The organism is Antarcticimicrobium luteum, from assembly GCF_004358185.1.
GTDB classification, from domain to species: Bacteria; Pseudomonadota; Alphaproteobacteria; order Rhodobacterales; family Rhodobacteraceae; genus Antarcticimicrobium; species Antarcticimicrobium luteum.
Window position 1 is genome coordinate 121276 of sequence record NZ_SMUV01000066.1, and the last position, 24581, is coordinate 145856.

17 protein-coding genes are annotated in these 24581 nt (G+C 68.3%); 8 read left to right on the plus strand and 9 right to left on the minus strand.

Annotated features, from left to right (window positions below):
- Window positions 1-6 precede the first annotated feature (6 nt).
- From E1832_RS12175 to E1832_RS12185, 3 genes are all read right to left on the minus strand, one after another.
- Window positions 7-1155, minus strand: coding sequence for a murein hydrolase activator EnvC family protein (locus E1832_RS12175; RefSeq protein ID WP_133360030.1), 1149 nt, complete (start codon window positions 1153-1155; stop codon window positions 7-9).
- Complete coding sequence (gpmI, locus tag E1832_RS12180; protein WP_133360031.1) at window positions 1152-2669, minus strand: 2,3-bisphosphoglycerate-independent phosphoglycerate mutase; 1518 nt, start codon at window positions 2667-2669, stop codon at window positions 1152-1154. The genes E1832_RS12175 and gpmI overlap by 4 nt, the downstream gene beginning before the upstream one ends.
- A gap of 97 nt (window positions 2670-2766) precedes the next feature.
- Window positions 2767-5775 (minus strand): error-prone DNA polymerase, encoded by a 3009-nt coding sequence (locus E1832_RS12185; protein ID WP_133360032.1) that lies wholly within the window; start codon window positions 5773-5775, stop codon window positions 2767-2769.
- Between the two features lie 324 nt (window positions 5776-6099).
- On the opposite strand from E1832_RS12185, the gene E1832_RS12190 reads away from it, so the two are divergent.
- The 3 genes from E1832_RS12190 to E1832_RS12200 all read left to right on the plus strand — a co-directional run bounded on the left by E1832_RS12190 (window position 6100) and on the right by E1832_RS12200 (window position 10061).
- Complete coding sequence (locus tag E1832_RS12190) at window positions 6100-6279, plus strand: zinc-finger domain-containing protein (protein ID WP_133360033.1); 180 nt, start codon at window positions 6100-6102, stop codon at window positions 6277-6279.
- 414 nt (window positions 6280-6693) lie between these two features.
- A complete protein-coding gene (polA, locus tag E1832_RS12195) occupies window positions 6694-9504 on the plus strand; it encodes a DNA polymerase I (RefSeq protein ID WP_133360034.1) in 2811 nt (936 codons plus the stop codon).
- A 20-nt stretch (window positions 9505-9524) separates the two neighbouring features.
- A complete protein-coding gene (locus E1832_RS12200) occupies window positions 9525-10061 on the plus strand; it encodes an NADPH-dependent FMN reductase (protein WP_133360035.1) in 537 nt (178 codons plus the stop codon).
- 50 nt (window positions 10062-10111) lie between these two features.
- Here E1832_RS12200 and E1832_RS12205 read toward each other — a convergent pair whose 3' ends face one another.
- Complete coding sequence (locus E1832_RS12205; RefSeq protein WP_133360036.1) at window positions 10112-10864, minus strand: hydroxypyruvate isomerase family protein; 753 nt, start codon at window positions 10862-10864, stop codon at window positions 10112-10114.
- Window positions 10865-11079: 215 nt separating this feature from the next.
- Here E1832_RS12205 and E1832_RS12210 point away from each other — a divergent pair, with 215 nt between their 5' ends.
- The 3 genes from E1832_RS12210 to E1832_RS12220 are packed head-to-tail and all read left to right on the plus strand — an operon-like array spanning window position 11080 to window position 14196.
- On the plus strand, window positions 11080-12606 hold the full coding sequence (locus E1832_RS12210; RefSeq protein ID WP_133360037.1) for a caspase family protein: 1527 nt from the start codon (window positions 11080-11082) through the stop codon (window positions 12604-12606).
- 44 nt (window positions 12607-12650) lie between these two features.
- Window positions 12651-13508, plus strand: coding sequence for a hypothetical protein (locus tag E1832_RS12215; protein ID WP_133360038.1), 858 nt, complete (start codon window positions 12651-12653; stop codon window positions 13506-13508).
- Window positions 13509-13512: 4 nt separating this feature from the next.
- Entirely contained in the window at window positions 13513-14196 is a 684-nt protein-coding gene (locus E1832_RS12220; RefSeq protein WP_133360039.1) for a hypothetical protein, read from the plus strand.
- Window positions 14197-14280: 84 nt separating this feature from the next.
- Here the strand turns inward: E1832_RS12220 and E1832_RS12225 are convergent, their stop codons facing one another.
- Entirely contained in the window at window positions 14281-15117 is an 837-nt protein-coding gene (locus tag E1832_RS12225) for a M15 family metallopeptidase (RefSeq protein ID WP_245513969.1), read from the minus strand.
- 181 nt (window positions 15118-15298) lie between these two features.
- Here E1832_RS12225 and E1832_RS12230 point away from each other — a divergent pair, with 181 nt between their 5' ends.
- Window positions 15299-15865, plus strand: coding sequence for an OmpA family protein (locus tag E1832_RS12230; RefSeq protein WP_133360040.1), 567 nt, complete (start codon window positions 15299-15301; stop codon window positions 15863-15865).
- 27 nt (window positions 15866-15892) lie between these two features.
- The gene (locus E1832_RS12235) at window positions 15893-18064 is read left to right on the plus strand and encodes a serine/threonine-protein kinase (protein ID WP_133360041.1); all 2172 of its coding nucleotides are present in this window, start codon (window positions 15893-15895) and stop codon (window positions 18062-18064) included.
- A 102-nt stretch (window positions 18065-18166) separates the two neighbouring features.
- Here E1832_RS12235 and E1832_RS12240 read toward each other — a convergent pair whose 3' ends face one another.
- From E1832_RS12240 to tssL, 4 genes are read right to left on the minus strand one after another with little or no spacing between them, the layout of a single operon-like run.
- Window positions 18167-18889 (minus strand): PP2C family protein-serine/threonine phosphatase, encoded by a 723-nt coding sequence (locus tag E1832_RS12240; protein WP_133360042.1) that lies wholly within the window; start codon window positions 18887-18889, stop codon window positions 18167-18169.
- On the minus strand, window positions 18886-19563 hold the full coding sequence (tagF, locus tag E1832_RS12245; protein ID WP_133360043.1) for a type VI secretion system-associated protein TagF: 678 nt from the start codon (window positions 19561-19563) through the stop codon (window positions 18886-18888). The genes E1832_RS12240 and tagF overlap by 4 nt, the downstream gene beginning before the upstream one ends.
- Window positions 19563-23141: a type VI secretion system membrane subunit TssM gene (gene tssM, locus E1832_RS12250; protein WP_133360044.1), complete on the minus strand. Its 3579-nt coding sequence runs from the start codon at window positions 23139-23141 to the stop codon at window positions 19563-19565. The genes tagF and tssM overlap by 1 nt, the downstream gene beginning before the upstream one ends.
- Window positions 23138-24580 carry a type VI secretion system protein TssL, long form gene (gene tssL / locus E1832_RS12255; RefSeq protein WP_133360045.1) on the minus strand — a complete coding sequence of 481 codons (1443 nt, stop codon included), beginning with the start codon at window positions 24578-24580 and terminating at the stop codon, window positions 23138-23140. Before tssL ends, tssM begins: the two co-directional genes overlap by 4 nt.
- Window position 24581 lies beyond the last annotated feature (1 nt).

The following is a 24581-nucleotide window of genomic DNA, read 5'->3' on the forward strand; positions in this document are numbered from 1 at the left end:
GCCTGATTATCCATCCTTGTCGGTTCGGAACCACGTCGCCGGGTCCACCGGGCTGCCGCCCTGTCTTACTTCTATATAGAGCGTTTCGGAACGCTCAGTTCCAGTGCCATCACCGCTTAGTGACAGAATTGCGCCGATTTCCGGGACCGCGCCGCCCATCAGCCCCACCGGCGCGCCCGCCGCGATCACCTGTCCCGCCTCGCCATAGACCTCGGCAAGACCCGACAGGATAAAGAGGGTGTCGGGCTGCGGTTCAAGGATGATCACGTTTCCCAGGTCCAGCAGCGGCCCGCGATAGCGGATCGTCGCCGATGTGGGCGATGTGACCAGGGCCCGCGGCCGCGCCGCCACCACCATCCCGGCGCGCGTCACCCCTGCCGCGTCGGCCTCGCCGGCCCTGTGCAGGACCACGCCCTGCACCGGCAGCGGGATCCGCCCCTTGAGCGCCGCGATGTCGGCCTGGCTGTCGGCAATCTCGCCGCCGGCGGCGATCTGCGACAGCCCGCTGGCGAAACCGTCCAGCGTCTCGGTAGAGGAGATCAGGATCGCGGTGCGCACCGGATCCTCGGTGAACCGGCGCGGCAGGTCGGTGCGGTCGGCGATCGCCTGGCTCAGCGCACTGCGCGCCTCCTGTACCCCGGCCAGCCCCTGTTCCAGGGTCTGCGCCGCGCTCTGTTGCAGCAGGCGCAGGGTCTGCACCTCGTCGAGGTCATGGCGCAGCCGTTCGGCCCTGGCATTCAGGGCCGGTGTCACCTCGGCCAGGATCATGCCCGAACGGGCGCTGCCCAGCGGCCCCTGCGGGTGCAGCATCCGCACCGGCGGCGGCGAGGTCTCGATGGTCAGCAGCACCCCCATCAACTGGGCGATCTCGCCCTCGCGCGCCTGCAGCCGATGGGACAGCGTCGCCTCGCGCGTTGCCGCACGGCGCAGCCCGTCGCGCATCGCCGCCAGACCGGCCTCAAAGGCGCGCACCGTCTCGGTCAGGGCGTGGACCCGGTCGCGCGCGCCCTCGGCGGCCTGCAGATCCAGCGCCGCCTGCTCCAGCTGCGCCGAGGCCGCCCGCGCCGCCACCGCCGGATCGCCATCTCCCACCGCGGCGCCGGCCCAGAGGGCGGCGCCGGTGGCGATCACGGCAAGGGCATGGCGCAGGCTCATTTGATCAGGCTTTCCCCCGTCATCTCATCCGGCTTGGGCAGGGCCATCAGCGCCAGCACCGTCGGCGCCAGGTCGGACAACCGCCCGTCGCGCAGCTGCGCGCCCCCGGGCCCGCCGACCAGCGCCACCGGCACCGGGTTCAGCGTATGCGCCGTGTGCGGGCCGCCGGTCACCGGGTCGACCATCTGTTCGCAATTGCCATGATCGGCGGTGACGATCATCGCGCCCCCCGCCGCCTCCAGCGCCGCGATCACGCGCCCCAGCCCGCGATCCACCGCCTCGCAGGCCCTGATCGCCGCGCTCAGATCGCCGGTATGGCCGACCATATCGGGGTTCGCGTAATTCACCACGATCAGATCGTAACCGGCGCCGATGGCCGCGACCAGATGATCTGTCACCTCGCCGGCGGACATCTCGGGCTTGAGGTCATAGGTCGCCACATCCGGCGATTGCGCCATATAGCGATCCTCGCCCTCTTCCGGGGATTCCTTGCCGCCATTGAGGAAGAAGGTGACATGGGGATATTTCTCGGTCTCGGCCAGCCGGAACTGGCGCAGCCCCTGTTTCGCCACCCAGGCGCCCAGCGTGTTGACGATCTCGCGCGACGGGAAAACGGTCGTCATATAGGCGTTATGGGCGTCGGAATATTCCACCATGCCCAGCAGGCCCGCCAGCTTTGGCCGCGCCCCGGTATCGAAGGCATCGAACCCCGGCGCGCCGATGGCGCTCAGGATCTCGCGGGCGCGGTCGGCACGGAAATTCAGGCAGAACAGCCCATCGCCGTCGCGCATACCCGCGTAATCGCCTACCACCGTGGCGGTGATGAATTCGTCGGTCTCGCCCTGCTCATAGGCCTGATCGATAGCCGATTTGGCACTGGCCGCCCTGCGCCCCTCGCCCCGGACCATCGCCGCATAGGCCTCCGACACCCGGCCCCAGCGGTTGTCCCGATCCATCGCGAAATAGCGCCCCGTCACGGTGACGACGCGGGCGGTCTCGGGCAGATGCTCCTCCAGTTCGCGCATGTATTCAAAGGCCGATTTCGGCGCCACGTCGCGCCCGTCGGTCATAGCGTGCAGCGCCACCGGCACGCCGGAGGCGGCGATGGTCCGCGCCGCCGCCGCGATATGGTGCAGATGGCCGTGCACGCCGCCGTCCGAGACCAGCCCCATCAGATGGGCGGTGCCGCCGGTCTTCTTCAGGCTGGCGATGAAGTCCAGCAGCGCCGGGTTCTCGAAGAACGAGCCGTCCTCGATCGCCAGATCGATCTGGCCCAGATCCATCGCCACCACCCGGCCGGCGCCGATATTGGTGTGCCCCACCTCGGAGTTGCCCATCTGCCCGCTGGGCAGACCCACATCCGGCCCGTGGGTGATCAGCCGGGCGTGCGGCCCCTTGGCCATGATCGCGTCGAAATTCGGCGTCTGCGCCAGATAGGGCGCGTTGGCCGTCGTCTCATCCGACAGGCCCCAGCCGTCGAGGATGCACAGGATCACGGGTTTGGGGGCGGTCATGGGCGGGCTCCGGAACGGTTGTCTGTCCGCGCCTTCTAACGCCTGGGCGCGGCGGGGTGAACCGGTTTCGATGCCGCGCCCCCGCTTCTTCTCTGTGTCAAATACTCAAATCCGGCAGGTTGCCGCCCGCGCCGCCCTCCGCGCCGGGCGTCAGCAGACCACGCAACAGCGCCACGGGATGCGCCCTGAGGCTCAGACGCAGCGCCACGTAATCCTCGACCACCTGCTCGCCCAGGGACATCTGCGGCAGATGCGCGGCGGGCTCCTCGATCACCTCGCCGCCCAGATCCTGCGCGAACAGCGGCAGCGGCCGGTCGGCGGCCACCGCCTTGGCCGCCCAGAGCGCATCGCGCCGCGTGAACCCGCAGCCGGCAAAGGCATCGGCCTCGGCCAGCCGGGCGATCACCGCCGGCCCCAGACCGGCGCGGCGCCACAGATCGGCCACCTCGTGATAGCCATTGCCGCGCGCCGCGGTCAGCCAGGCGGCGTCCTCCTCGCCCATCCCCCTGATCTGGCGGAACCCCAGCCGCAGCGCCAACCCGCCGCGCCCGTCGGGCTCCATCGCGTTGTCCCAGTAGCTGGCGTTGACGCAGACCGGGCGCACCTCGACCCCGTGCGCCCGGGCGTCGCGCACGATCTGGGCGGGGGCATAGAACCCCATCGGCTGCGCATTCAGCAGCGCGCAGGCAAAAAGCCCCGGGTGGTGGCATTTGATCCAGGCACTGGCATAGACCAGCAGCGCGAAGCTGGCCGCGTGGCTTTCGGGAAACCCATAGCTGCCGAACCCCTCGATCTGCGAAAAACACCGCTCGGCAAAGTCGCGGTCATAGCCGTTCCGCGCCATACCGCGCAGGAACAAGCCGCGGAATTCGCTGACGTTTCCGTGTTTCTTGAAGGTGGCGAGCGAGCGGCGCAGCCGGTCAGCCTGTTCCGGCGTGAACCCCGCGCCGACGATGGCGATCTGCATCGCCTGCTCCTGAAACAGCGGCACGCCCAGCGTCTTGCCCAGCACCTCGCCCAGCGCGTCCGAGGGGAAACTCACCGCCTCCTCCCCGTTCCGCCGCCGGATATAGGGGTGCACCATGTCGCCCTGGATCGGACCGGGGCGGATGATCGCCACCTCGATCACCAGGTCGTAGAAATTGCGCGGTTTCATCCGCGGCAGAAAGTTCATCTGCGCCCGGCTCTCGACCTGGAACACGCCCACGGAATCGGCCCGGCACAGCATGTCATAGACCTTCGGATCCTCGGGCGGCAGCGTGGCCAGCGTATATTCCGCGCCGTGATGCTGGCGCAGCAACTCGAACGCCTTGCGGATGCAGGTGAGCATGCCGAGCGACAGCACATCGACCTTGAGGATGCCCAGCGTGTCGATGTCGTCCTTGTCCCAGCAGATCACCGTGCGCCCCTCCATGGTGGCGTTCTCGACCGGCACCAGTTCGTCAAGCCGCCCCTCGGTGATGACAAAGCCGCCCACATGTTGCGACAGGTGGCGGGGAAACCCCTCGATCTCCTGCACCAGATCGAGGGTCTGGCGCAGCCGGCGGTCGTCGGGGTCGAGGCCGATCTCGCGCAGCCGGGCCTCCTCCACCCCGCGGGGCGAGCCCCAGCCCCAGAGCTGGGAAGAGAGCGCGGCGACGGTATCCTCGCTCAGCCCCATGGCGCGGCCGACCTCGCGGATGGCGCGTTTGCCCCGGTAATGGATCACCGTGGCGCAGAGACCGGCGCGGTGGCGGCCGTAGCGCTCGTAGATCCACTGGATCACCTCCTCGCGGCGTTCGTGTTCGAAATCGACGTCGATGTCGGGCGGCTCGTCGCGCGCCTCGGACACGAAACGCTCAAACACCATGGTGCCGATCTCGGGGCTGACAGAGGTGATGCCGAGGCAATAGCACACCACAGAATTCGCCGCCGACCCGCGCCCCTGGCACAAGATGTTGCGGGATCTGGCAAAGGCCACGATGTCGCGCACGGTCAGGAAATAGGGCTCGTACCGCAGCTTGGCGATCAGCGTCAGCTCGTGGTCGAGCATCCTGAGCACCCGCTCCGACGCGCCGCCGGGATAGCGCCAGGCCAGCCCCTCATGCGCCAGCCGCGTCAGCCGCTGGCGCGGGGTTTCGCCGCCTTCGACCTCGCTGGGATAGTCGTAGCGCAACTCGTCGAGGGAAAAGGCGAGCCGTTGGCTGAGCGCCCCGGCGCGATCCACCGCCCCCTCATGCCCGGCGAAGAGGCGGCGCATTTCAGCCTCCGGACGCAGGCGGCGTTCGCCGTTGGCCAGCGCGGCGCGGCCCAGTTGCTCGACCCGGCGGCGCAGGCGGATGGCGGTCAGCACATCGGCGAGCCGGCGGCGGCGGCCGTGATGAAACAGTGGCGCGGCGCTGGCCAGTGTGGGCAGGTTCAGCGCCGCGGCCTGTGCCGTCAGCGCGTCGAAGCGGGCGGCGTCGACCCCGTCGTAGCGGGGGGTCAGGAGCAGGTGGATGCGGGTCTGGAAATGCGCGCGGAGGCGGGGGAGGAAGGGGCGCCAGCCGGCTTCATATTCGGAGCTTTCATCACGGCTTTTCTTTTTCATACCAGAGGGATGCGTGTCCCGGATCGCAGGCGATCCGGGAGGATCGGCAGAGGTCACATCCTGAGGCCAGAGCAAAAGGTGCAGCCCCTCGGCGTGGTCCAGAAGGTCTTGCAGCGAAAGCTCGCACGCCCCCTTCTCCGCCCGCAGCCGGCCCTTGGAAATCAGCCGGCAGAGGTTGGCCCAGCCGGTGCGGTTTTCCAGCAATGCGGTGACGGGGGGGGCGTCGGTGAAGACCAGCCGCGCCGCCGGGATCAGCCGCGGGACGAGGGTGATCGGGAACGAGGGCGGCGGCGGGATATGCGCGGGGCGCGGCGGGCCGATGGGGGAATGGGCGGCATCCCAGGCCCGCCGCTCGGCGACCCGCCGGGCAATCTCGCGCGCGGCGCTGTGGGCGCGGACGAGTCCGGCGACCGAGTTGTCGTCGGCGATGGCGATGGCGGACAGGCCCAGCGCGGCGGCGCGCGCGATGTACTCCTCGGGATGGGAGGCCCCGGTGAGGAAGGTGAAATTCGAGGTGATCGACAATTCGGCATACATGGCGAGTCGGGAGTATATTCACCTTTTGTTCTTATTGGGAGTCCCGGGATGCGGGGGCGGATCGGGGAGTTTTCGGGCGGTTTCGTACAATCCTCACCACGCCCGAAGGGGCCGGTTTTCCCGCTTTGGGGAGTTTGCGGGCGGTTGTGTACACGTTGCGTTACCGCCCCACCGTCCGGACGGCAACGCGCGGCACGGCAGGGCGACGTTAACCGTGGCGCGGCAGGGTGGGCCGATGCGCGCCGGCCCTTGCCCCGGCCCCGGGCTTGGCCCATAAACGCAGCCGACCAAACCGCCACGGCATCAAGAGGGAGCCGCACAGCCATGACCATCGAGGCGCCGGAAACCAAGATCGTCGACAGTTACCGCATCGCCTGCGACGGCGGCGAGGGGGCGCTGGGCCACCCGCGCGTCTGGCTGCAGATCCCCGAGGATCTGGGCTGGGTCGAATGCCCCTATTGCGACTGCAAATACATCCACAAGGATTTCGAAGGGAAGGTCTGAGCCAGAGGGGCCAGAGCGACCGGCCGCGCGCCCTGCGGGGACGAGCCGGATTTCGAGTATTGGGTGAGAGACGTGGGGCTTGTTGAGCCCGTCTCGCCATTCGCCGAAACGTACGGCAGAGGGCGGCGCCCGACCGCGGGTGGGCGCTGCTGACGTGTGAAACCGTCACTTTATGGTCGGCAGAACATCGAACGTGAATTCTGTGCGCCACGGTCGCAGAAGCGCCCGCCCGTCCGGGCGGTCGGGCGCTGCCCGGCGGCGCTGCGCGCCTTGTTCCGGGCAAGGCGGTTCTGCCACCTCCGCAAAAGCGCGAACGGCAGCAGGGCGTTGGGTCCGCGCCCCATTCCCCACTGGCCCCCGTTCCTTGCGCATGGCATTACGGGCGGGCATCACCGGCCAGGGGAGACGAGGCTCATGACATTCGGCAAAGGCTGCCATCTGCACCTGATCGACGGATCGGCCTTCATCTTTCGCGCCTTCCATGCGCTGCCGCCGCTGACGCGCAAATCGGACGGGCTGCCGATCGGGGCGGTCTCGGGGTTTTGCAACATGCTGCAGAAGTATGTCGAGGAGGCCACCGGCCCCGATGCGCCGACCCATGTGGCGGTGATCTTCGACAAGGGCAGCCACACCTTCCGCAACGACATGTACGACCTTTACAAGGCCAACCGCGAGGAGATGCCCGAGGCGCTGCGGCCGCAGATGCCGCTGACGCGCCGCGCCACCGAGGCCTTCAACATCGCCTGCAAGGAGCTGGAGGGCTATGAGGCCGATGACATCATCGCCACGCTGGCGGTGCAGGCGCGCGAGGCCGGCGGCCGGGTGACCATCATCAGTTCCGACAAGGATCTGATGCAGCTGGTCGGCGGAGGGGTCGAGATGCTGGACGCGATGAAGAACCGCCGCATCGACCGCGACGGCGTGCTGGAGAAATTCGGGGTCTATCCCGAACGGGTGGTGGATGTGCAGGCGCTGGCCGGGGACAGCGTCGACAATGTGCCGGGCGCGCCGGGGATCGGGATCAAGACCGCCGCGCTGCTGATCAACGAATTCGGCGATCTGGAGACGCTGCTGGAGCGCGCCGAAGAAATCAGGCAGCCCAAGCGGCGCCAGACCCTGATCGAGATGCGCGATCAGATCGAGCTGAGCAAGAAGCTGGTGCAGTTGGACGAGAACACGCCGCTGGATTTCACGCTGGACGATCTGGAGGTGCGCGAGCCGGACCCCGACGTTCTGTTGCCGTTTCTCGCCGAGATGGAATTCCGCACCCTGACCCGGCGCATCGCCGAAAAGCTGGGCGTCGACGCGCCGGTGATCGTGGAGGTGCCGGCGGCGATGCCGGGCGACGAGGGGAACGCGGCGCCGGAGGCGGTGCCGTTCGATACCGCCGCCTACGAGTGTGTGCGCGAGGTTGCCGCGCTGGAGGGGTGGGTCGCGGCGATCCGCGAGCGCGGCGTGGTGGCGGTGGATACCGAGACCACCGGCCTTGACGAGATGGTGGTCGATCTGGTCGGCATCTCGCTGAGCACCGGCGCCGGCCGGGCCTGTTACATCCCGCTGATCCACAAGGAGGCCGGGCGCGGCGACGACCTCTTTGGTTCGGACGATCTGGCCGAGGGGCAGATCGGGCTGGATCAGGCGCTGGCGCTGCTGAAGCCGGTGCTGGAGGATCCGGCGATCCTGAAGGTCGGGCAGAACATGAAATACGACGCCAAGATCTTTGCCCGCTACGGCGTGAACGTGGCGCCGATCGACGACACCATGCTGCTGTCCTATGCGATGCACGCCGGGCTGCATGGCCACGGCATGGACACGCTGAGCGAGCGCTATCTGGGTCATCAGCCGATCCCGATCAAGCCGCTGCTGGGCAGCGGCAAATCGGCGATCACCTTTGACCGGGTGCCGATCGACGAAGCCACCGCCTATGCCGCCGAGGATGCCGATATCACCTGGCGTCTGTGGGAGATGTTCAAGCCGCAGCTGCATCGGGAACAGGTGACCACGGTCTACGAGACGCTGGAGCGGCCTTTGGTCCCCGTGCTGGCCGAAATGGAGATGGCCGGCATCAAGGTGGACCGCGACGTGCTGAGCCGGATGTCGAACGCCTTTGCCCAGAAGATGGCCGGGCTGGAGGCGGAGATTCACGAGCTGGCGGGGGAGACGTTCAACGTCGGCTCGCCCAAGCAGCTGGGCGAGATCCTGTTCGACAAGATGAGCCTTGAGGGCGGCAAGCGCGGCAAGACCGGGGCCTATGCCACCGGCGCCGATGTGCTGGAGGATCTGGCCGCCGAGGGGCACGACCTGCCGGCGCGGGTGCTGGACTGGCGCCAGCTTTCCAAGCTGAAATCGACCTACACCGATGCGCTGCAGGATCACATCAACAAGGAGACCGGGCGCGTCCATACCTCCTATATCATCTCGGGGGCGGCGACCGGGCGGCTGGCGTCGACCGATCCGAACCTGCAGAACATTCCGGTACGCAGCGAAGAGGGGCGGCGCATCCGCGAGGCGTTCGTGGCCGAGGAGGGCAAGGTTCTGCTGAGCCTCGACTATTCCCAGATCGAGCTGCGCATTCTGGCCCATATCGCCGATCTGCCGGGGATGAAGGCGGCCTTTGCCGAGGGGCAGGATATTCATGCCGCCACCGCCAGCGAGATGTTCAACGTGCCCCTGGACCAGATGACGCCGGAGATCCGGCGGCAGGCCAAGGCGATCAACTTCGGCGTGATCTACGGCATTTCCGGGTTCGGGCTGGCGCGCAATCTGCGGATTCCGCGGGCCGAGGCGCAGGGATTCATCGACCGCTATTTCGAGCGGTTCCCCGGCATCCGGACCTATATGGATCAGACCAAGGCATTCGCCAAGGAACACGGCTTCGTCAAAACCCTGTTCGGGCGGCGGATCCATACTCCGGAGATCAACGCCAAGGGGCCGCGGGCGAGCTTTGCCTATCGCGCGGCGATCAACGCGCCGATCCAGGGGACGGCGGCGGATGTGATCCGCCGGGCGATGGTCCGGATGCCGGAGGCGATTGCCGGGCTGCCGGCCAAGATGCTGCTGCAGGTGCATGACGAGCTGATCTTCGAGGTGGAGAAGGACGCCACCGAAGAGGTGATCGGGCGTGCCCGCGCGGTGATGGAAGGCGCGGCGGATCCGGCGGTGCATCTGGATGTGAAGCTGACCGTGGACGCGGGGCAAGGCGCCAACTGGGCCGAGGCGCACTGAGGAACGGGAGCCTTCGGGCGATGAAACTTCTGGCCGTCTCGGGCAGCGCGCGGCGCGCCTCGACCAATACCGCCCTGCTGCGCGCGGTCGCCGCCGTGGCGCCGCAGGGGATCGAGATTTCGGTTTTCGACGGTGTCGGGCAGTTGCCGGTATTCTCGCCGGATCTGGAAGAGGGCCCGCCGCCGCCGAGCGTTCAGGCCCTCATGGAGGCCATCGCGCAGAGCGACGGGCTGATCCTGTCCAGTCCGGAATATGTGCATGCGATCCCGGGCGGGCTGAAGAACGCGATCGACTGGCTGGTCTCGGGCGAGCATATCATCGGCAAGCCGGTCGCGCTGATGCATGCGTCGCATCGCGGTGATGACATGCTGGCCGCTCTGCGTCTGGTGCTGTCGACCGTCACGGAGCGGTTCGCGCCGGAGATCTTCCTGCGGCTGCCGCTGATGAAGATGACGCCCGGGGCGATCATGGAGGTTGTCGGCGAGGGTGAGTATCGCGCGCAGGCCGTGGATTTTCTTGAGGAATTTGCGGCCTATTGCCGGACTGTGGCGGGATAACGCCCCCCTCCCTAACCCTCCGCCTGGTAGCGGAAGGGAGGGCGGGCGGTCTACCCCGCCATCCACCCCAGACTGTCCTCGGTCCGCTCGGTGCTTGGGTTGTATTCGGCGCTGATCCAGCCGTCGTAGCCGCTGGTCTCGATCACCATCAAAAGCGCGGGGAAATCGACCGGGCCGCGGTCCAGTCGCGGTTCGCTGCGGTCCGGCGGCGCGCCGAGCTGGATGTGGCGGACCAGCGCGACGTGGCGGTGCCAGGTCGCCAGCGCATCGCCGTGGATCCGGTCGGCGTGATAGCTGTCGTATTGCAGGCCGAGGTTGGGGCGGTCGACACGCGCCAGTATCCGCGCGGCGAGATCGTAGTCGGCGAGGACATATCCCGGCTGATCCCCAAGGTTCAGCGGTTCGATGGTGAATCCTTGTTCCGGGGCGCGGTCGGCGAGCCATTGCAGGTTGGCGGTGAAGCTGTCCTCGGCGCGGGGATCGCCCGAATAGCCGGCCATCACGTGGATCGCGTCGGGACGCAGGATTTGGGCGCGGGTCAGCACCTGCTCCATGGTGGCGCGGAAGGCGTCTTCGCCGTCGGGCAGCGCGGGGTACGCGGCCCCAGGGCCCGGGGGCGGGGCGTTGAAGAGCGCGAGCGCCAGCCCGTTTGCGTCCAGCGCGCTGCGGATCTCTTCCGCCGGGTGATCATAGGGATAGAGGATCTCGACCCCGTCAAACCCGGCGCGGGCGGCGGCGGCGAACCGCGCCATGAACGGCAGCTCGGTGAAGAGCAGCGAGATATTGGCGGCAAAGCGTGGCATTGGGCGGCCTCCTTCCGGCTGTGGCCGGGTTAGCCGATTTCGAAAAAGAAGCCTAGACGGACCCGGTTTTCGGGCGGTCGCCCCGGTGGCGGCTGCGGATCACCCGCTGGTGTCTGCCTGTTGTCCGAGGTGAGGGATTCCCTCCTTTCCTTTTCAGTGACGTGGGGTAAGGTTGAGACAGGATTTGGATCAGATTTTTTTGGACGGGAATTGATATGCGGACGCTGCGCGTTGTCGTGATCTGGACCATGTGCCTGCTGGCCCCGGCGGCCTGGGCGGCGGGCGATCGGGTTGCGCTGATCCTGGGGCTGGGCGCGTATCAGACGGTTCCGGCGCTGGACAACACCCGCAACGATGCCTCGGACATGGCGCGCACGCTGGAGGATATCGGGTTTGACGTGACGCTGTCGCTCGACACCACCGGCGAGCAGATGCGTCAGCTGCTGGACGATTTCGCCTTTCGCTCGGAGACCGCCGATCTGGCGCTGATCTATTTCGCAGGGCACGGGGTCGAGGTGCAGGGCGAGAATTTCATGATCCCCGTCGATGCGCAGGTTTCCAGCAATCTCGACGTGCAGCGGCAATCGGTGTCGCTGAAACAGATGCTGGCGGCGGTGGAACGGGCGCGCAAGATGCGCATCGTGATCCTGGACAGTTGCCGCGACAACCCGCTGGGCGATGCCATCGACCTGGCCCAGAGCAGGCAGAGCGCCGCGACCGAGACCGCCGATCAGGCCGCCGATCAGGCCGCCAATCAGACCACGCGGGGCGGCGGCGGGCTGGCGGCGGCGGACCCGGACCGCGGCACGCTGGTGGCCTTTGCCGCGCGCGACGGTCAGGTGGCGCTGGACGGGCGGGGTGACAACAGCCCCTTTGCCCGCGCGCTGATGGAAAAGATGGTGCAGCCGGGGCTGGAGATCAGCCTGATGTTCCGCCAGGTGCGCGACATGGTGTTGCGCGAGACCGGCAACCTGCAGGAGCCGCATACCTATGGCTCGCTCACCGGGGTTCCGTTCTACCTGGCCGGGCCGGGCGCCGGGCAGGATCCGGCAGCGGCGCCCAGCGCGCTGGATGCCTGGGCGGCGATCAAGCCGGATCAGGAAGAGCAGCTATTGGCGCTGGCCGAGCTGGGCGACACCCGGTCGATGCTGGGGCTGGCCTATATCCGGCTGAACCCGAACGAGGGGCGGTTCGATCCGGCGGCGGCGGTGGATTTCCTGACCCGTGCGGCGGAGGCCGGATCGCCCGAGGCGCAGTTCGAGCTGGCCAAGCTGTATGAGCGGGGCACCGGGGTGGTGCGCGACGATGCGCGCGCGCTGGCGCTTTACCGCGAGGCGGCGGATCAGGATTTCGCCGATGCGATCAACGACCTGGGTTTTCTGCATTATCAGGGCGGGCTGGGCCTGCCGGCCGATCCGAACAAGGCGCTGCGGTTCTTCGAGCGCGCCGCCGATCTGCGCCACCCGCAGGCCCAGTTCAATTTCGCCGCCCTGATCGACGACGGGCTGATCCCCCAGAAGGGGCCGGAGGACGCGGCGCGATACCTCTACGAGGCGCTGCGCTCGGGCAGTTCGGACGTGCTGCAACTGCTGACCGAACGGCCGACCATGTTCAAGCCGGCCACCCGCCGGGCGTTGCAGGCGCGGCTGAAAGAGCATGAGTTTTATGCCGGGGCGATCGACGGCGATTTCGGCCCCGGCACCCAGCGCGGCATCCGGCGCGCCTACGGCATCGAGGACTGAGACCGCCATTCAGGCGGCCAAAGGCAACGAAATTGGAGACCTGCATGCACCAGCCCTGTTCCCCTGTCCTGCCCGCTGCACGGCCCCCCGCACGCCGCCCTGTCCGGTTTGGGGCCGCGCCCGGCCGCGCCGCGATCAGATCCGCGCTGGCCGGTCTGGCGATCGCGATCGGGCTGGCGGCACCGGCGGCACGGGCGCAGGAGGCGGTCGGTGCCGGGCTTCCCTATTACGAGGAAGGGGCGGCGAAGAACCTGACCCTGCTCGGAATTCCCTCGGCGACGGTGGCGCCGCACGGGCTGGGGTTCGCCTCGCTCGGGCTGACCTCGAAGCGGGGCGGCGTGCTGAACGAATGGGACGGCTCGCTGGCCCTTGGCCTCGGGCTGGGCGATGCGGAGCGCGCACTGGGGTTCCAGCTGACCGCCAATCTCACCTCGCTGACCAACGCCTTCGGGGATTCGGGGTATTTCGAGGCCAAGGTCTCGCGGCTGGTCTCATCGGGCGATACCCCGCTGTACCTGGGGGCGCAGGTCGAGGGGCTGGCGAAATGGGGTCAGGCCAGCACCGTGCCCACGCGCGGGCGGATCATGGCGACCTGGTTCCCGGACCTCTCGGCCGGCGGCGATCTGTTCCCGCTGATGGTCACGGTGGGCTATGGCACGCATCTGCGCAACGCCCGGACCGATCCGGGAGTGTTCGGCGGCGTGGGGATCGGCGTGAACCGCAACCTCGGCCTCTCGGCGGCCTGGACCGGCGAGACGCTGGATCTGGGCGCGTCCTGGAAGTTCGACGATATCGACTGGATGACCGTCAGCGCCGAGATCAACGACGCCACCGACCGGCTGGGCCAGCGGCGGGTGTCGATCACCGTCAACCTCTTCAATCCCAAACTGTTCCGGAGCTGAGCCGATGTCGCTGTCCCTGCCTGCCCTCACCGCCGCCGCCGCGCTTGCCCTGACCGGCTGGACTGCCGCCCCCGACCGCCCCGGCGGCCCCGGCGGCCCCGGCGGCCCGTTGCACCTGACCGGGGGCGATGCGGTCGGCACGTCGCCGGTCTTTGTCCCCTATGGGTATGGAAAACGCGCGCCCAGCGGCGCGGCGCGCCCGAAGGAGAAGACGCCGAGCGCCTCCACCACCGCGCAGGTGGTCGCCTCGTTGCAGCAGGCGACGCGCTATTGCGGCTGGCTGAAACGCGACGGCAAGGGCGCCTATGTGATCGACTGCCTGGCCGAGCGGCTGGACGACGTGAACCGGCGGATGGCGGGCACCAGCGGCTATGAGGAGGTGCGCGCGGTGCTGGACGAGGCGACGCGCGATCTGAACCGGATCGCACGGGCGAACCGCGCCACCGCGCAGCGGCCGACGCGGTTTCGCACCCAGGATGCCGACGGCACGGTGACCCGGACCAACCGGGCGCTGGTGCCGGTCGACCCGGCCCGGCAGCAGGCTGCGGTGGCGCAGGCGCTGGCGGTGATCAGCGAGGCGGAAACCCGGCTGTTGCGCTCGGCCGACGATCCGGCGGCGCGCAGCGTGCAGTACCAGCGCATCGCCGCGGCGGTCGGCTCGAACAAGGTGCTGCTGCGGTCGCTGTAGGGGGGCAGGAGGCGGATTACCCTCCCCGGCAGGGGGGGAGGAGGGGAGACCTGGGCCCGAAAGACGGGTGGCGTGACACAGGGCTCAGAGCAGCCCGGCCTCCAGCCATTCGTCGAGCATTTCGCGGCTGACCTCGAAGTGCATACTGTCCTCGCGCCCGAAGCCGGCGCCCCAGACCCAGCCCTCGGCGCGGAAGAAATCGGCCAGGATGGTCAGGCCCAGCTGGGTCTTGCCGTCGGCGAGATTGTCGAGGTGGCCGTCGATGTTCAGGTCCAGCGCCATGCCGTAGCTGTGGTTCGAGATCGAGGTCGACGAGCCGCGCACCAGACGGGTGCAGAGCGAGCCTGAGGTGTTGATCTTGGCATAGAGGTCGGGATCGGCGCGGCGGATCTTTTCGAACACGGTGCGCAGCGATTCGGCGGCCGGTTTCAGCATCTTGACCCGGATCGGGCCGACCTCTTCCAGCACCAGCTGATCGGCCAGCCGTTCATTGGTGATCGACTGGCAGTTGTCGCTCAGATCCTCGCGCGGGCGGCCCAGCTTTTCCACCAGATAGCTGCTGGTCAACACACTCATGCCGCTATTGACGTTGCGCCGGTCGGCGATGAAGACAAGCTGCGCATAGGCGTCGACGATGTCGTTGGGGCCCGATTGGCGAAATCCCTGATCCTCGGTCCCGGGCTGCGGCGCCATCGCCCCGCTGGTGCCGACGCGGGCCAGCTCGCGCTCCAGCCCGTCGAGGCGTGTGTTGAGGCTCTCGACCTGCTGGCGCAGCCTCTCGATCTCGATCCGGGCGCCGGAATCGATGCCGGCGCCGCCCTGATACTCGTCCTGCGCCAGCAGATGATCGAGCCCGACCCAGATCACCGGCACCAACAGGAGGGCGGTGGCAATGATGATGGCCGGAACGAAACGCAGCATGAAACCCCCTGGATGCCCGACCCCATTTGAGCCCGGTTGACGGGGGCGCGTAAAGGGGGAAATGCCGCGCGTGGCGGGATTTGCGCACCTTGTAGGCGGCCCGCAAAACCGTTGCCCGAACCCCGGCGGTGGTATAGGTTTCCCGATATCTTCATTCATTTATTAAGGAGGAGGAGAGGATATGCTCCGACTCGCCTTGCTTGCCGTTTTCGCCATCCCTGCCGCCCTGGCCCTTGCCCCCGCACCGGCCGCTGCGCAAACCGAGATGACCGCCGAGGAAATCACCGAGGCCTTCAAGAAACAAAAGACCCGCGGGCTGGTGATCGTGCCCTCGGGACAGCAGTCCGAGAGCGCCGAGGCCACGACGGTCACCCCGGCGGCGGCCGATCCCGGCTATTCCGCGGTGGACAAGGACGATCAGGTCAACATCCAGATCTCCTTTGACTTCGACAGCGCCGCGCTGCGCGAGGATCAGAAGCCGAAGCTGGCGACGCTGTGCCAGGTGATGCAATCGGTCGATGTGGCGCTGTTCCAGATTATCGGCCATACCGACAGCTCGGGCGGGGCCGGGTATAATCAGCGGCTGTCGCTGCTGCGCGCGCAGGAGGTCAAGCGCCACCTGGTCAGCGAATGCGGCATTCCCGAAACCCGGCTGGAAGCGGTCGGAATGGGCGAAAAGGCCCCCTATGACAGCAGCAATCCCCGCGCCGACGTGAACCGCCGTGTCGAATTCCAGGCCCTGGGCTGAGGCCGGCGGGCGGCCGGGGGTGGCCCGATGACGGACTCGCGCCCCGGAGACATCTTTCAGCCCGGCGATCTGGTCAACAACACCTATCGGATCGAGGCGATCCTGGGGCGCGGCGGCACCTCGGACGTCTACAAGGCGCGCAGCGAGATCTCGGGGCGGCTGGTCGCGCTGAAGATGCTGAAATCGGAATTCTCGGGCAACGAGGATTACCTGACCCTGCTGACCCGCGAGGAGGAGATCCGCGAGATCCGCCATGACGCGGTGGTGCGCTATTCCGAGAATCACCGGACCGAGGACGGGCATGTCTATCTGCTGATGGATTATGTCGAGGGGCCGGGGCTGGACCGCAAGCTGAAACAGGGGCCGATGGCGGCCGAGGATCTGTTGACGGTCTGCCGCCGGGTCGCCGGGGGTCTGCAGGCAGCCCATGCGCGCGGCATCGTGCACCGCGACCTCAGCCCGGACAACATCATCCTGCGCGGCGGCGATCCGGCTCAGGCGGTGATCATCGATTTCGGCATCGCCAAGGACACCAACCCGGGCGCGCAGACCATCGTCGGCAATGAATTCGCCGGCAAATACGCCTATGCCGCGCCGGAGCAGCTGAGCGGGCAGACCGATGCGCGCTCGGACGTCTATTCGCTGGGCGCGCTGCTGCTGGCGAATTTCCGCGGCGCCGCGCCGAAACTGGGCAACTCGCCGATGGAGGTGTTGCAGCGCAAGGGCGACCGGTTGGACACGACCGGCGTGCCGGAGCCGCTGAAGACGCTGATCGACCGGATGACCGAGCCGGACCCGGCGCGGCGGATGCAGAGCGCGGCGGATGTGCTGGCCTTTCTCGACGCGCCGGAAGAGGGGGGCGCGGCAGAGGCGGCGGACGACGAGGCGGACGAGGCGACGGTGATCGCCCCAGCCCTGCGCAAGCCGGCCGCGCCGAAGCCCGAGGGTGTGCCGGAGCCCAGCGCGGCGCCCGTGCCGGAACCGGAACCGCGCAAATCGCGCGGCGGGCTGATCGCGGCGGCGCTGGCGCTGATTCTGGTCGGCGGCGGTGCCGTCGGGTATGTCGCCGGGGTATTCGACGGGTTGCTTGGCCCCGCCTATCCGCTGGCCGATCCCTATACGCTGGTGGCGCAGAAGGCCGATGGCGCGGTGCAGATGGTGGGCAACGCCCCCTCGCCCGCGGTGCGTGACGAATTGGCCAGTCTGGCCGGCGACGGCGCCGATCTGACGCTGGCCAGCGGCGCCATCGCCGAGAGCTGGGGCGCCGATGTGCTGGCCACGCTTCAGCCGCTGTCGGAGCTGGAGGACTGGCGGCTGTCGGTCAGCGGCAATCGCGGCCGGCTCAGCGGCACCACCACCGACCGCGCGGTGCAGGAGCGTCTGGCGGCGCAGTTCGCCGGCAAGCTGCCCGGCGCGCTGGAGGGGCCGGTCGAGATCGCCTATCGCGAGCTGTTTCTGGCCGCCGACGCGCTGCGCCCGATCCTGGAGGCGCAGGCCGATTGCGGCACGCTGGAGCTGAGCGATCCGCCGGCCACCGGATACGGGCCGGAGGCGGCGGTGACGGTGACCGGGCGGGTGGCCGGAACGGCGACCCGGGTGGCCCTGTTCGACGCGCTCAGGGCCCGGGCCGGGGAGCGCAAGCTGGTGCTGGATGTCGAGGTGCTGAACCCCACGCTCTGCCTGATCGAAAGCCACCTGCCGCGCGCACCGGAGAGCGGCATCGACGTGGCCTATCATGTCGGCGAGACCGGCGCGCCGAACCCCTCGGGGCGGTTCTTTGTCGGCGAGAATCCGGTGATCGACGTGACCCTGCCGGCGGATGTGGCGGACGGGTTTCTGACGGTGTCGATTCTGGACGTGTCGGGCAGCGTGTTCCACCTGCTGCCCAACATCAACCGGCAGGATAACGCGGTAGAGGCATTGCGCGACGGCGCGACGGGGCCGGTCGCGGTGCGGGTGGCGTTCAGCCTGGCGGAGGCGGCCGAGGGCGGCGGGCTGGCCTTCAGGGTGGATGACAGCACGCTGGGCAAGAGCAAGGTGGTCGTGATCCATTCCAGCGCGCCGCTGTTCGACGGGATGCGGCCGACCTCGGAATCGGCGCTGGGATATGCCGAGGCCCTGCAGGCCCATGCCCAGGGCAATGACAGCGCCATCCTGTCGCTGGACAGTCGGCTTCTGGTGACGGCGGCAAAGCCGTGATCCGGGGGATGGCGGCGGGGGCGCAATGTTCCGCGCCGCGCCCATTGTGACACTCAGCGCACTGCCGGAACCGGTTGGCCCTGCCTGTTATCGGACGCCTGTCTAGAGCACGTCCACCACGATGACCGAGATATTGTCGGCGCCGCCGCCGGCCAGCGCCACCTGCAGCAACTCCTCGCCCACGGTCTCCAGCGGCGCGCGGGCGAGCAGGCGTTGCAGCAGGCCCTGGGTGGCATATTTGGTCAGCCCGTCGGAGCAGATCAGGAAACGGTCGCCGGCGGCGACCTGGCCGCGGATCTTGTCCAGCTCCAGCACCTCGCCGACACCCACGGCGCGGGTGATTGCGTTTGACTGGGGATGCTGTTCGGCCTCGTCCCAGGTCATCTGGCCCGACAGAACCAGTTCGGCCACCGCCGAATGATCGGTGGTCAGCATCTCGATCAGCCCGGCCCGCAGCCGGTAGATGCGGCTGTCCCCGGCCCAGAGGCCGACGAAATGGCCGTTGGCCATCATCAGCGCGGCGACGGTGGCGCCGATCACGCCGCGGCCGCGCGCCTCGGCCTCGGCGCGGATGGCGCGGTGGGCGCCCTGAATCGCGTCGCGCAGGGCGTGCATCCGCGCGGTGGGGTCGAGCCCGGCGGGAATCGTGGCGACGGCGTCGGTGACCAGCCGGCTGGCCAGATCGCCGGCCTCGTGCCCGCCCATGCCGTCGGAGACGACCCAGATGTGGTGATCGGGCAGGGCAAGGACCGCATCCTCGTTCACCTTGCGCTTCAGCCCCACATGGGTCTGTACGGAATAGCGGTAGGGGTGCAGATCGGTCATATCGGGCGGGCCTCGTTCCAGACCGGCGCGTTGAGATCGAACAGGCCGCGGGCGCTGTTCTCGTCCGGCAGCCCCTCGCAGACCAGAAGGCGGGGCGCGCCGGCGACCTCGGCGCTCCAGACGCTGGGGGTGGAGTAACGGCCAGCCAGCAGACCGGCGGCCAGATCGCCCGGCAGGGCGCCGGCGGCGGACTGGGTCAGCACCAGACAACGGCCGGCCTGGCGCAGCGGGGCGGTGGCGCGCATCTGCGGCGCCTCGAGCACGGCGAGATCGGCCTCGAACCGCTCGCGCGTCATGGCGTCGCCGAGGGCGGAGAGCGCCACCTCTTCCAGCCGGGCGAACAGCGCCGCCTCGCGGAAATGGTCGAGCGGAGCCGGTCCCGGCGTGTCGAGCGCCGCCATCAGGGTCAGCGGAAAGCGCCGCCCGACCCGATCGACCGAGGGCATCAGCACGCCCAGCGCCTTGTGCCGCCCGGCCAGCCCCGGCGCCAAGGCAAAGCGCCAGATCGGGGCCGACATATAGTGCCCGTCCCAAGCCGGACCCAGCGCCGATTGCGCCGCCAGCATGGCGCCCTGCACCCAGGGATCCCAGGCCGAGACAAAGCCGGGCGGCGCCGAGATGCGAAAGAAATCGCCGACTGCGGGCATCTTGCCGAAGGCGCCGAACCCCGCCATCAGAGCGACTCGGGGCAGCTGAACTTGGTCAGCGCCGGCAGCGCGAAGGGGTTGATCACCGACCCCACCTGCAGATCGAAGATCGCCAGCCGCCCGCCGACGATGAAGTTCACCCGCTTGCGGTCGGCGACATTGAGCGAGCGGATCTCGGCCGCGTCCAGCAGCCGGAACCAGGCCCAGGGCCCGTCCCGCGACAGCACGCTTTCGGTGTTGCGCTTCTGCGGCTCGAAACTGACCCGCGCGAGGCCCACCGAGCCGGGCCAGGTCACCGCCACCGGGGTGGGCAGACCGCCGCGATGCTTGAAGCCGATCTGCTGGCCATGCACCTCGAGCAGCACCCCGCGCGCCTTGTCGTCGAGCCCGTAGGGGGTGATCTGGAACTGGATCTGCGGCTGCGGCCCGCCGGCAAAGAACGCCTCGCGGATCTGGAAGGCGTACTGGAACTGTTGCAGCACCGCGTCGGAGATGCCCAGATCGACATCGTTCACCCGTTTCCATGTCCAGGGGCGCGAGCGGGTATCGACGTATTTCACCAGATTTTCGTTGAAGAAATTGTCGATCAGCCCGCCGGGCGCGAACAGCTTGGCGAAATCCTGCACCCCGACATCGGCGCCCGCGCGGGCGTTGAACGGGTAACGGTTCGCCAGCGCCTGCTTGCAGAACGGCAGCACGCTGGCCTGCCAGCGCGCGTTCATCGAGGCGCGGGTGCCGTCGGCGGCGATCCCGGACGAGCCGTTGACGATCTGGGTGGCCCAGCGCGGCACCGGCCCCTCGACCCGGCTGGCCGCCTGCTGGAATCGCAAGATCGCCTCGCCGCCGCCCTGGGCGCCGGCGGTGACGCCGCTGAACGACATCTTGTTCAGCTCCTGATAGACCTGCGTCAGCACATCCATCAGCTGATCGAGCTGCGAGGGCTGCCCCTCGGGCCGCTCGACCAGGCGGTGCAGCCAGTCGAACCGGTCCTGGACATAGGTGCCGGGCGGTTTCGGCGGGGTGCCGTCGCCGCCGGTGGTCGAGTTGAGCAGCGCCTCCATCAGGATCTGGCCCTGGATCGAGAGGTTCGAGCGCGCCTCGAGCGAGGCCACGGCGCCGGCGCCCTCGCTGAGCGATTCTGTGTTTATCGCCGAGCGGTCCTCGGTCAGGCTGGTTTCCTTGCTGGCCTCGGTCAGGATGTTGACCAGCGGCGAGGTCGGCCCGGAGAGCACGTTCGTCACCTCGATCGCGTGGCTGAGCGATTCCATCGGGATGATGTCGATATCGGCCAGCAGCTGATCGTACTGGGTGATGAAATCGTTGTAATAGAGGTCGAGAACGTCGCGGCTGAGCGCCAGCAGCGCCGCCTCGCTCTGGGCCGCCTCGCCGCGCGGTCCGAGCACCCAGCTTTCGTTCTGGACCCGTTCGGCGACGCTGACCGCCTCGGGCAAAAAGACGGTGTTGAACCCGGCATAGGTGAAGATGCCCGGGATGCCGTCGTTGAGCGGCTTGCCCGAGGAGCGCACCAGCACGCGGGCCACCGCCGGGCCGCCGACGTCGGTGATGCGCCATTTCGGCAGCGCGGTGGCCTTTGGGCTGTTGAGGATGCCGTTATAGACCCGCTGGGCCAGCGGCATCTCGGTCAGCAGGCCCTGCACCCGTTCGACCAGCGGACCGTTGAGCGCGATCTCTTCCATCGGCTGCGACAGCAGCGCGTCGAGATGCGCGGCGAGATCTTCGCGCAGCTCTTTCCGCTGGACGCCGGGATAGGCGATCTCCCAGTCGATGGTCATCCATTCGCGGACCAGATCGGCGTTCATCGGCCCCTGAAGGCCCAGCATCAGGTAGATCTTGAGCGCCTCATAGAGAATGTCGGGGTTGTTCATGTTGCCGGTGATCTGCTCTTCGAGCCGCAGCAGCAGACGCGGCAGGAAGCGTCGGTTGAGCCCGGCGCGGTAGGTTTGCGCCGCCTGGGTGCCGATCACCTCGCCCTGATAGAGCCCGTAGCGCAGCGCGCGCGGCGGTTCGGGATCGGACAGCACCGGGTTGCCCGGCATGTCGCGCAGCTGGTTCAGCGCGATCACCACGGGGGGCAGGTCGGTATCGCCCACCGGGCTGGGCGGCAATGTCTCGGCCGCCTGCTGATAGGCGCCTGCCTGTTCGCCGGCCTGCGCGATCAGCTCGGTATTGCCGAAGTAGGAGCGCGCCCAGAGCGCGCCGGTCGCCAACGCGATCAGAACCGTGGCGGCGATGGCCGCGCGCCGGGTCCAGCGATAGCGGCGTTCGACCCTGTCGTCGGAAGAGACCAGCCCCGCCTCGGGGAAGATCACCCCCTCGAACAGCCGGGTCAGGAAGAACGACCGCCCGGTGCCGCTGCCGCTGCCGATGGCCTGACGGCCGATGCCGAAGGTCTGGGCCATGCCCAGCATCAGCCGGTCGATCGGGGTGCCCTCCTGCGTGCCGGAGGTGAAATAGATGCCCCGCAGCATGTGGCGCTTTTCGAACCGGTTGTCCTGAAACACCTCGTTCAGAAACTCGCGCGCGACGCGGCGCATCGAGGCGACCTGCGCCGGAAAACCGGCGACCAGCGCGCGGCGCTGGTGGTCGGTCTCGGTTTGCAGCCGCTCCAGAAGCTGGCCGTTGAGCCGGCCCAGCAGCGCGCCGAATTCCTCGTCGAACCCGGCGATGGGCGAAGCCTCGGCCTTGGGTTTGGCCAGCGGCAGGGTAAAGCCCCAGACCTGTTCGCGGTCCTCCTTGCCGAGATTGTCGAAATACTCGGTGAACCCGGCGATCAGGTCGGCCTTGGTGAACAGCACATAGACCGGGAAGCGCACGCCAAGCCGCTCGCGCAGTTCGTTCAGGCGCAGGCGCACGGCGCGGGCGTGGTTCTTTTGCGTCAGCTCGTCCTGCAACGACAGATCGCTGAGGCTGATGGCGATCATGGCGCCGTTGACCGGCTGGCGCTTGCGGTATTTCTTGAGCAGCCCGAGAAAGCCGAGCCAGGCGGCATTGTCGGCCTCGGCATCGCTTTCCTGGGTGGTATAGCGCCCGGCGGTGTCGATCAGAACCGCCTGATTGGTGAACCACCAGTCGCAGTTGCGGGTGCCGCCGACGCCGCCGATGGCCGATTTGCCGAGCTTTTCGGCCAGCGGGAACTGAAGCCCGGAATTGACGATCGCGGTGGTCTTGCCGGCGCCGGGGGGGCCGATCATCACGTACCAGGGCAATTCGTTCAAATGCCGGCGGCCGTTCCTAGATTTGCGCAGCTCGGCCAGCGCGGTCCTGAACTTGCCGCGCAGCTCGCCCAGCTCCTCGGAGGTGACATCGGGATCGTCCGAGGTGTCGACGGTCTCGGCCATCTCCTCGGTCATCTCCTTGTCCTTGCGGCCGCGGCGCCAGAAGATCAGGCCGATCAGCAGCAGGAAGAACAGCCACAGGCAGGCGATGGTGACCAGCCGGGCCAGCATGGTGCCGAAGGGATGCCAGCCCTCGGTGCCGATCAGCGGCGCGAAATACCAGATGCAGGCCGAGAGCACCAAGGCGGTGAGGATCAGCACCGTATAGATCGAGCGGAACAGCGGAAGGATATAGCGGCGAAGGATCATTGCCCCTCCTCCTGGACCAGAAGCACCTCGATGCGCCGGTTCTTGGCGCGGCCTTCCCTGGTGGCGTTATCGCCGATGGGTTCCTTGTCGGCGCGCCCCTCGGCGCTGAGCCGGTCGGGATCCTCGAGCACGCTGGCCATGCCGGCCATCACCGATTTGGCGCGCGCCAGCGACAGGTGCATGTTGGAGGGGAATCGCGACGAGCGGATCGGCACGTTGTCGGAATGGCCGGCCACGATCACCGGGCCCGGCTCGTCGTTGAGCGCCTCGGCGACCCGGTTGACGGGGCCGACGAACCGCTCCTGCAGATCGTCGGAGCCGGAGGCGAACATGCCCGATCCCTTGATGCGGATGATCAGCGTGTTGCCCTTGCGGAACACCTCGACGATGCCCTCGTCGATCTCGGCCTGCAAAAAGCCGGTGACCTTTTGCAGCTGCACCTCGGCGGTGGGCGGCGGCGGCGGCGGAGGCGGCGGCGGAGCGCGCCGTTCCAGCGTGGCGGTGGGGCCGGATTCGATGGTCGAAAGCTGGCCCAGAACCCGTTCGGTGGAGTTGGACAGCGCCCAGCTGAGCCCGGCGAACTGCAAGGTGAGCAGCACCGCGACCACCGCCACGGCGATCCAGACCACGCGCCAGGCCGAGAGCGGCTTGAACGGTTTTTCCACCCCCTCCCAATGGGGCGAGACATCGCGTTCCATCGGGCCGCGCTGGGCGCGGATGATGCGGGCCAGCGCGCCGCGGATGCGCAGATGCTTGTCCGAGCCGCCCTGTTCGACGCGCAGCCGCCCCTCGAAGCCCAGCGACAGGCACATGTAGAGAAATTCCAGCAGGTCGATATTGGCCGAGGGTTCCTTTTCCAGCCGCGCCAGAAGGTCATAGAACCGGTCGCCGCCGACGGTTTCGCGGTGGAAGGTGCCGACCATGGATTGCAGCCCCCAGCTGGACTGGCCGCCCCAGGGCGTATTGAGCACCACATCGTCGAGCGTGGCGCAGAGCGCATAGCGCGCCACCTTGACGGTCTGCGCCGGGATGCCGGCCTGCAGCGCACGGTTCTCGAACTCGCGCACCTCGGCGACGACGCTTTGGCGCAGCTTGTCCGGGTCCATGTGCTGGGCGCGGTTGCGGATGCGCGAGATCAGCGCAAAGAGCGTCGAGGCGCAGGCCAGAAGCTGGTTCATGCCGGTCAGGACCGGCGCGGTCTCGCGCGGGCCGGAGGCGGACGCAGGCGCGGCCGGACTCGCCGCCTGCGGCACGCCGAACGCGGCCTCTCCGCCGCTCTGGCCCCCACCACTCTGGCCACCGCCCTGCCCGCCCCCAATGGGTGCGGCGGACGCAGGCGCCGCCGGGGCCGGCTGCGACAGCCGACCGCCCGGATTGGGTCTGATCACCGTCTTTTCGGTGTCATCGGGTTCGGCAAAGGGATCGTCGTGATCGGCCATT

What these genes read in the sequence shown, in the direction of transcription:
- E1832_RS12185 (WP_133360032.1), bottom strand. Translation starts at nt 5,775, where the DNA reads ATGTATGCCGAATTGTCGATCACCTCGAATTTCACCTTCCTCACCGGG.
- tagF (WP_133360043.1), bottom strand. Translation starts at nt 19,563, where the DNA reads ATGGCGGGGTTCGGCGCCTTCGGCAAGATGCCCGCAGTCGGCGATTTC.
- polA (WP_133360034.1), top strand. Translation starts at nt 6,694, where the DNA reads ATGACATTCGGCAAAGGCTGCCATCTGCACCTGATCGACGGATCGGCC.
- E1832_RS12220 (WP_133360039.1), top strand. Translation starts at nt 13,513, where the DNA reads ATGTCGCTGTCCCTGCCTGCCCTCACCGCCGCCGCCGCGCTTGCCCTG.
- gpmI (WP_133360031.1), bottom strand. Translation starts at nt 2,669, where the DNA reads ATGACCGCCCCCAAACCCGTGATCCTGTGCATCCTCGACGGCTGGGGC.
- tssL (WP_133360045.1), bottom strand. Translation starts at nt 24,580, where the DNA reads ATGGCCGATCACGACGATCCCTTTGCCGAACCCGATGACACCGAAAAG.
- E1832_RS12240 (WP_133360042.1), bottom strand. Translation starts at nt 18,889, where the DNA reads ATGACCGATCTGCACCCCTACCGCTATTCCGTACAGACCCATGTGGGG.
- E1832_RS12200 (WP_133360035.1), top strand. Translation starts at nt 9,525, where the DNA reads ATGAAACTTCTGGCCGTCTCGGGCAGCGCGCGGCGCGCCTCGACCAAT.
- E1832_RS12175 (WP_133360030.1), bottom strand. Translation starts at nt 1,155, where the DNA reads ATGAGCCTGCGCCATGCCCTTGCCGTGATCGCCACCGGCGCCGCCCTC.
- E1832_RS12230 (WP_133360040.1), top strand. Translation starts at nt 15,299, where the DNA reads ATGCTCCGACTCGCCTTGCTTGCCGTTTTCGCCATCCCTGCCGCCCTG.
- E1832_RS12205 (WP_133360036.1), bottom strand. Translation starts at nt 10,864, where the DNA reads ATGCCACGCTTTGCCGCCAATATCTCGCTGCTCTTCACCGAGCTGCCG.
- E1832_RS12215 (WP_133360038.1), top strand. Translation starts at nt 12,651, where the DNA reads ATGCACCAGCCCTGTTCCCCTGTCCTGCCCGCTGCACGGCCCCCCGCA.
- tssM (WP_133360044.1), bottom strand. Translation starts at nt 23,141, where the DNA reads ATGATCCTTCGCCGCTATATCCTTCCGCTGTTCCGCTCGATCTATACG.
- E1832_RS12210 (WP_133360037.1), top strand. Translation starts at nt 11,080, where the DNA reads ATGCGGACGCTGCGCGTTGTCGTGATCTGGACCATGTGCCTGCTGGCC.
- E1832_RS12225 (WP_245513969.1), bottom strand. Translation starts at nt 15,117, where the DNA reads ATGCTGCGTTTCGTTCCGGCCATCATCATTGCCACCGCCCTCCTGTTG.
- E1832_RS12235 (WP_133360041.1), top strand. Translation starts at nt 15,893, where the DNA reads ATGACGGACTCGCGCCCCGGAGACATCTTTCAGCCCGGCGATCTGGTC.
- E1832_RS12190 (WP_133360033.1), top strand. Translation starts at nt 6,100, where the DNA reads ATGACCATCGAGGCGCCGGAAACCAAGATCGTCGACAGTTACCGCATC.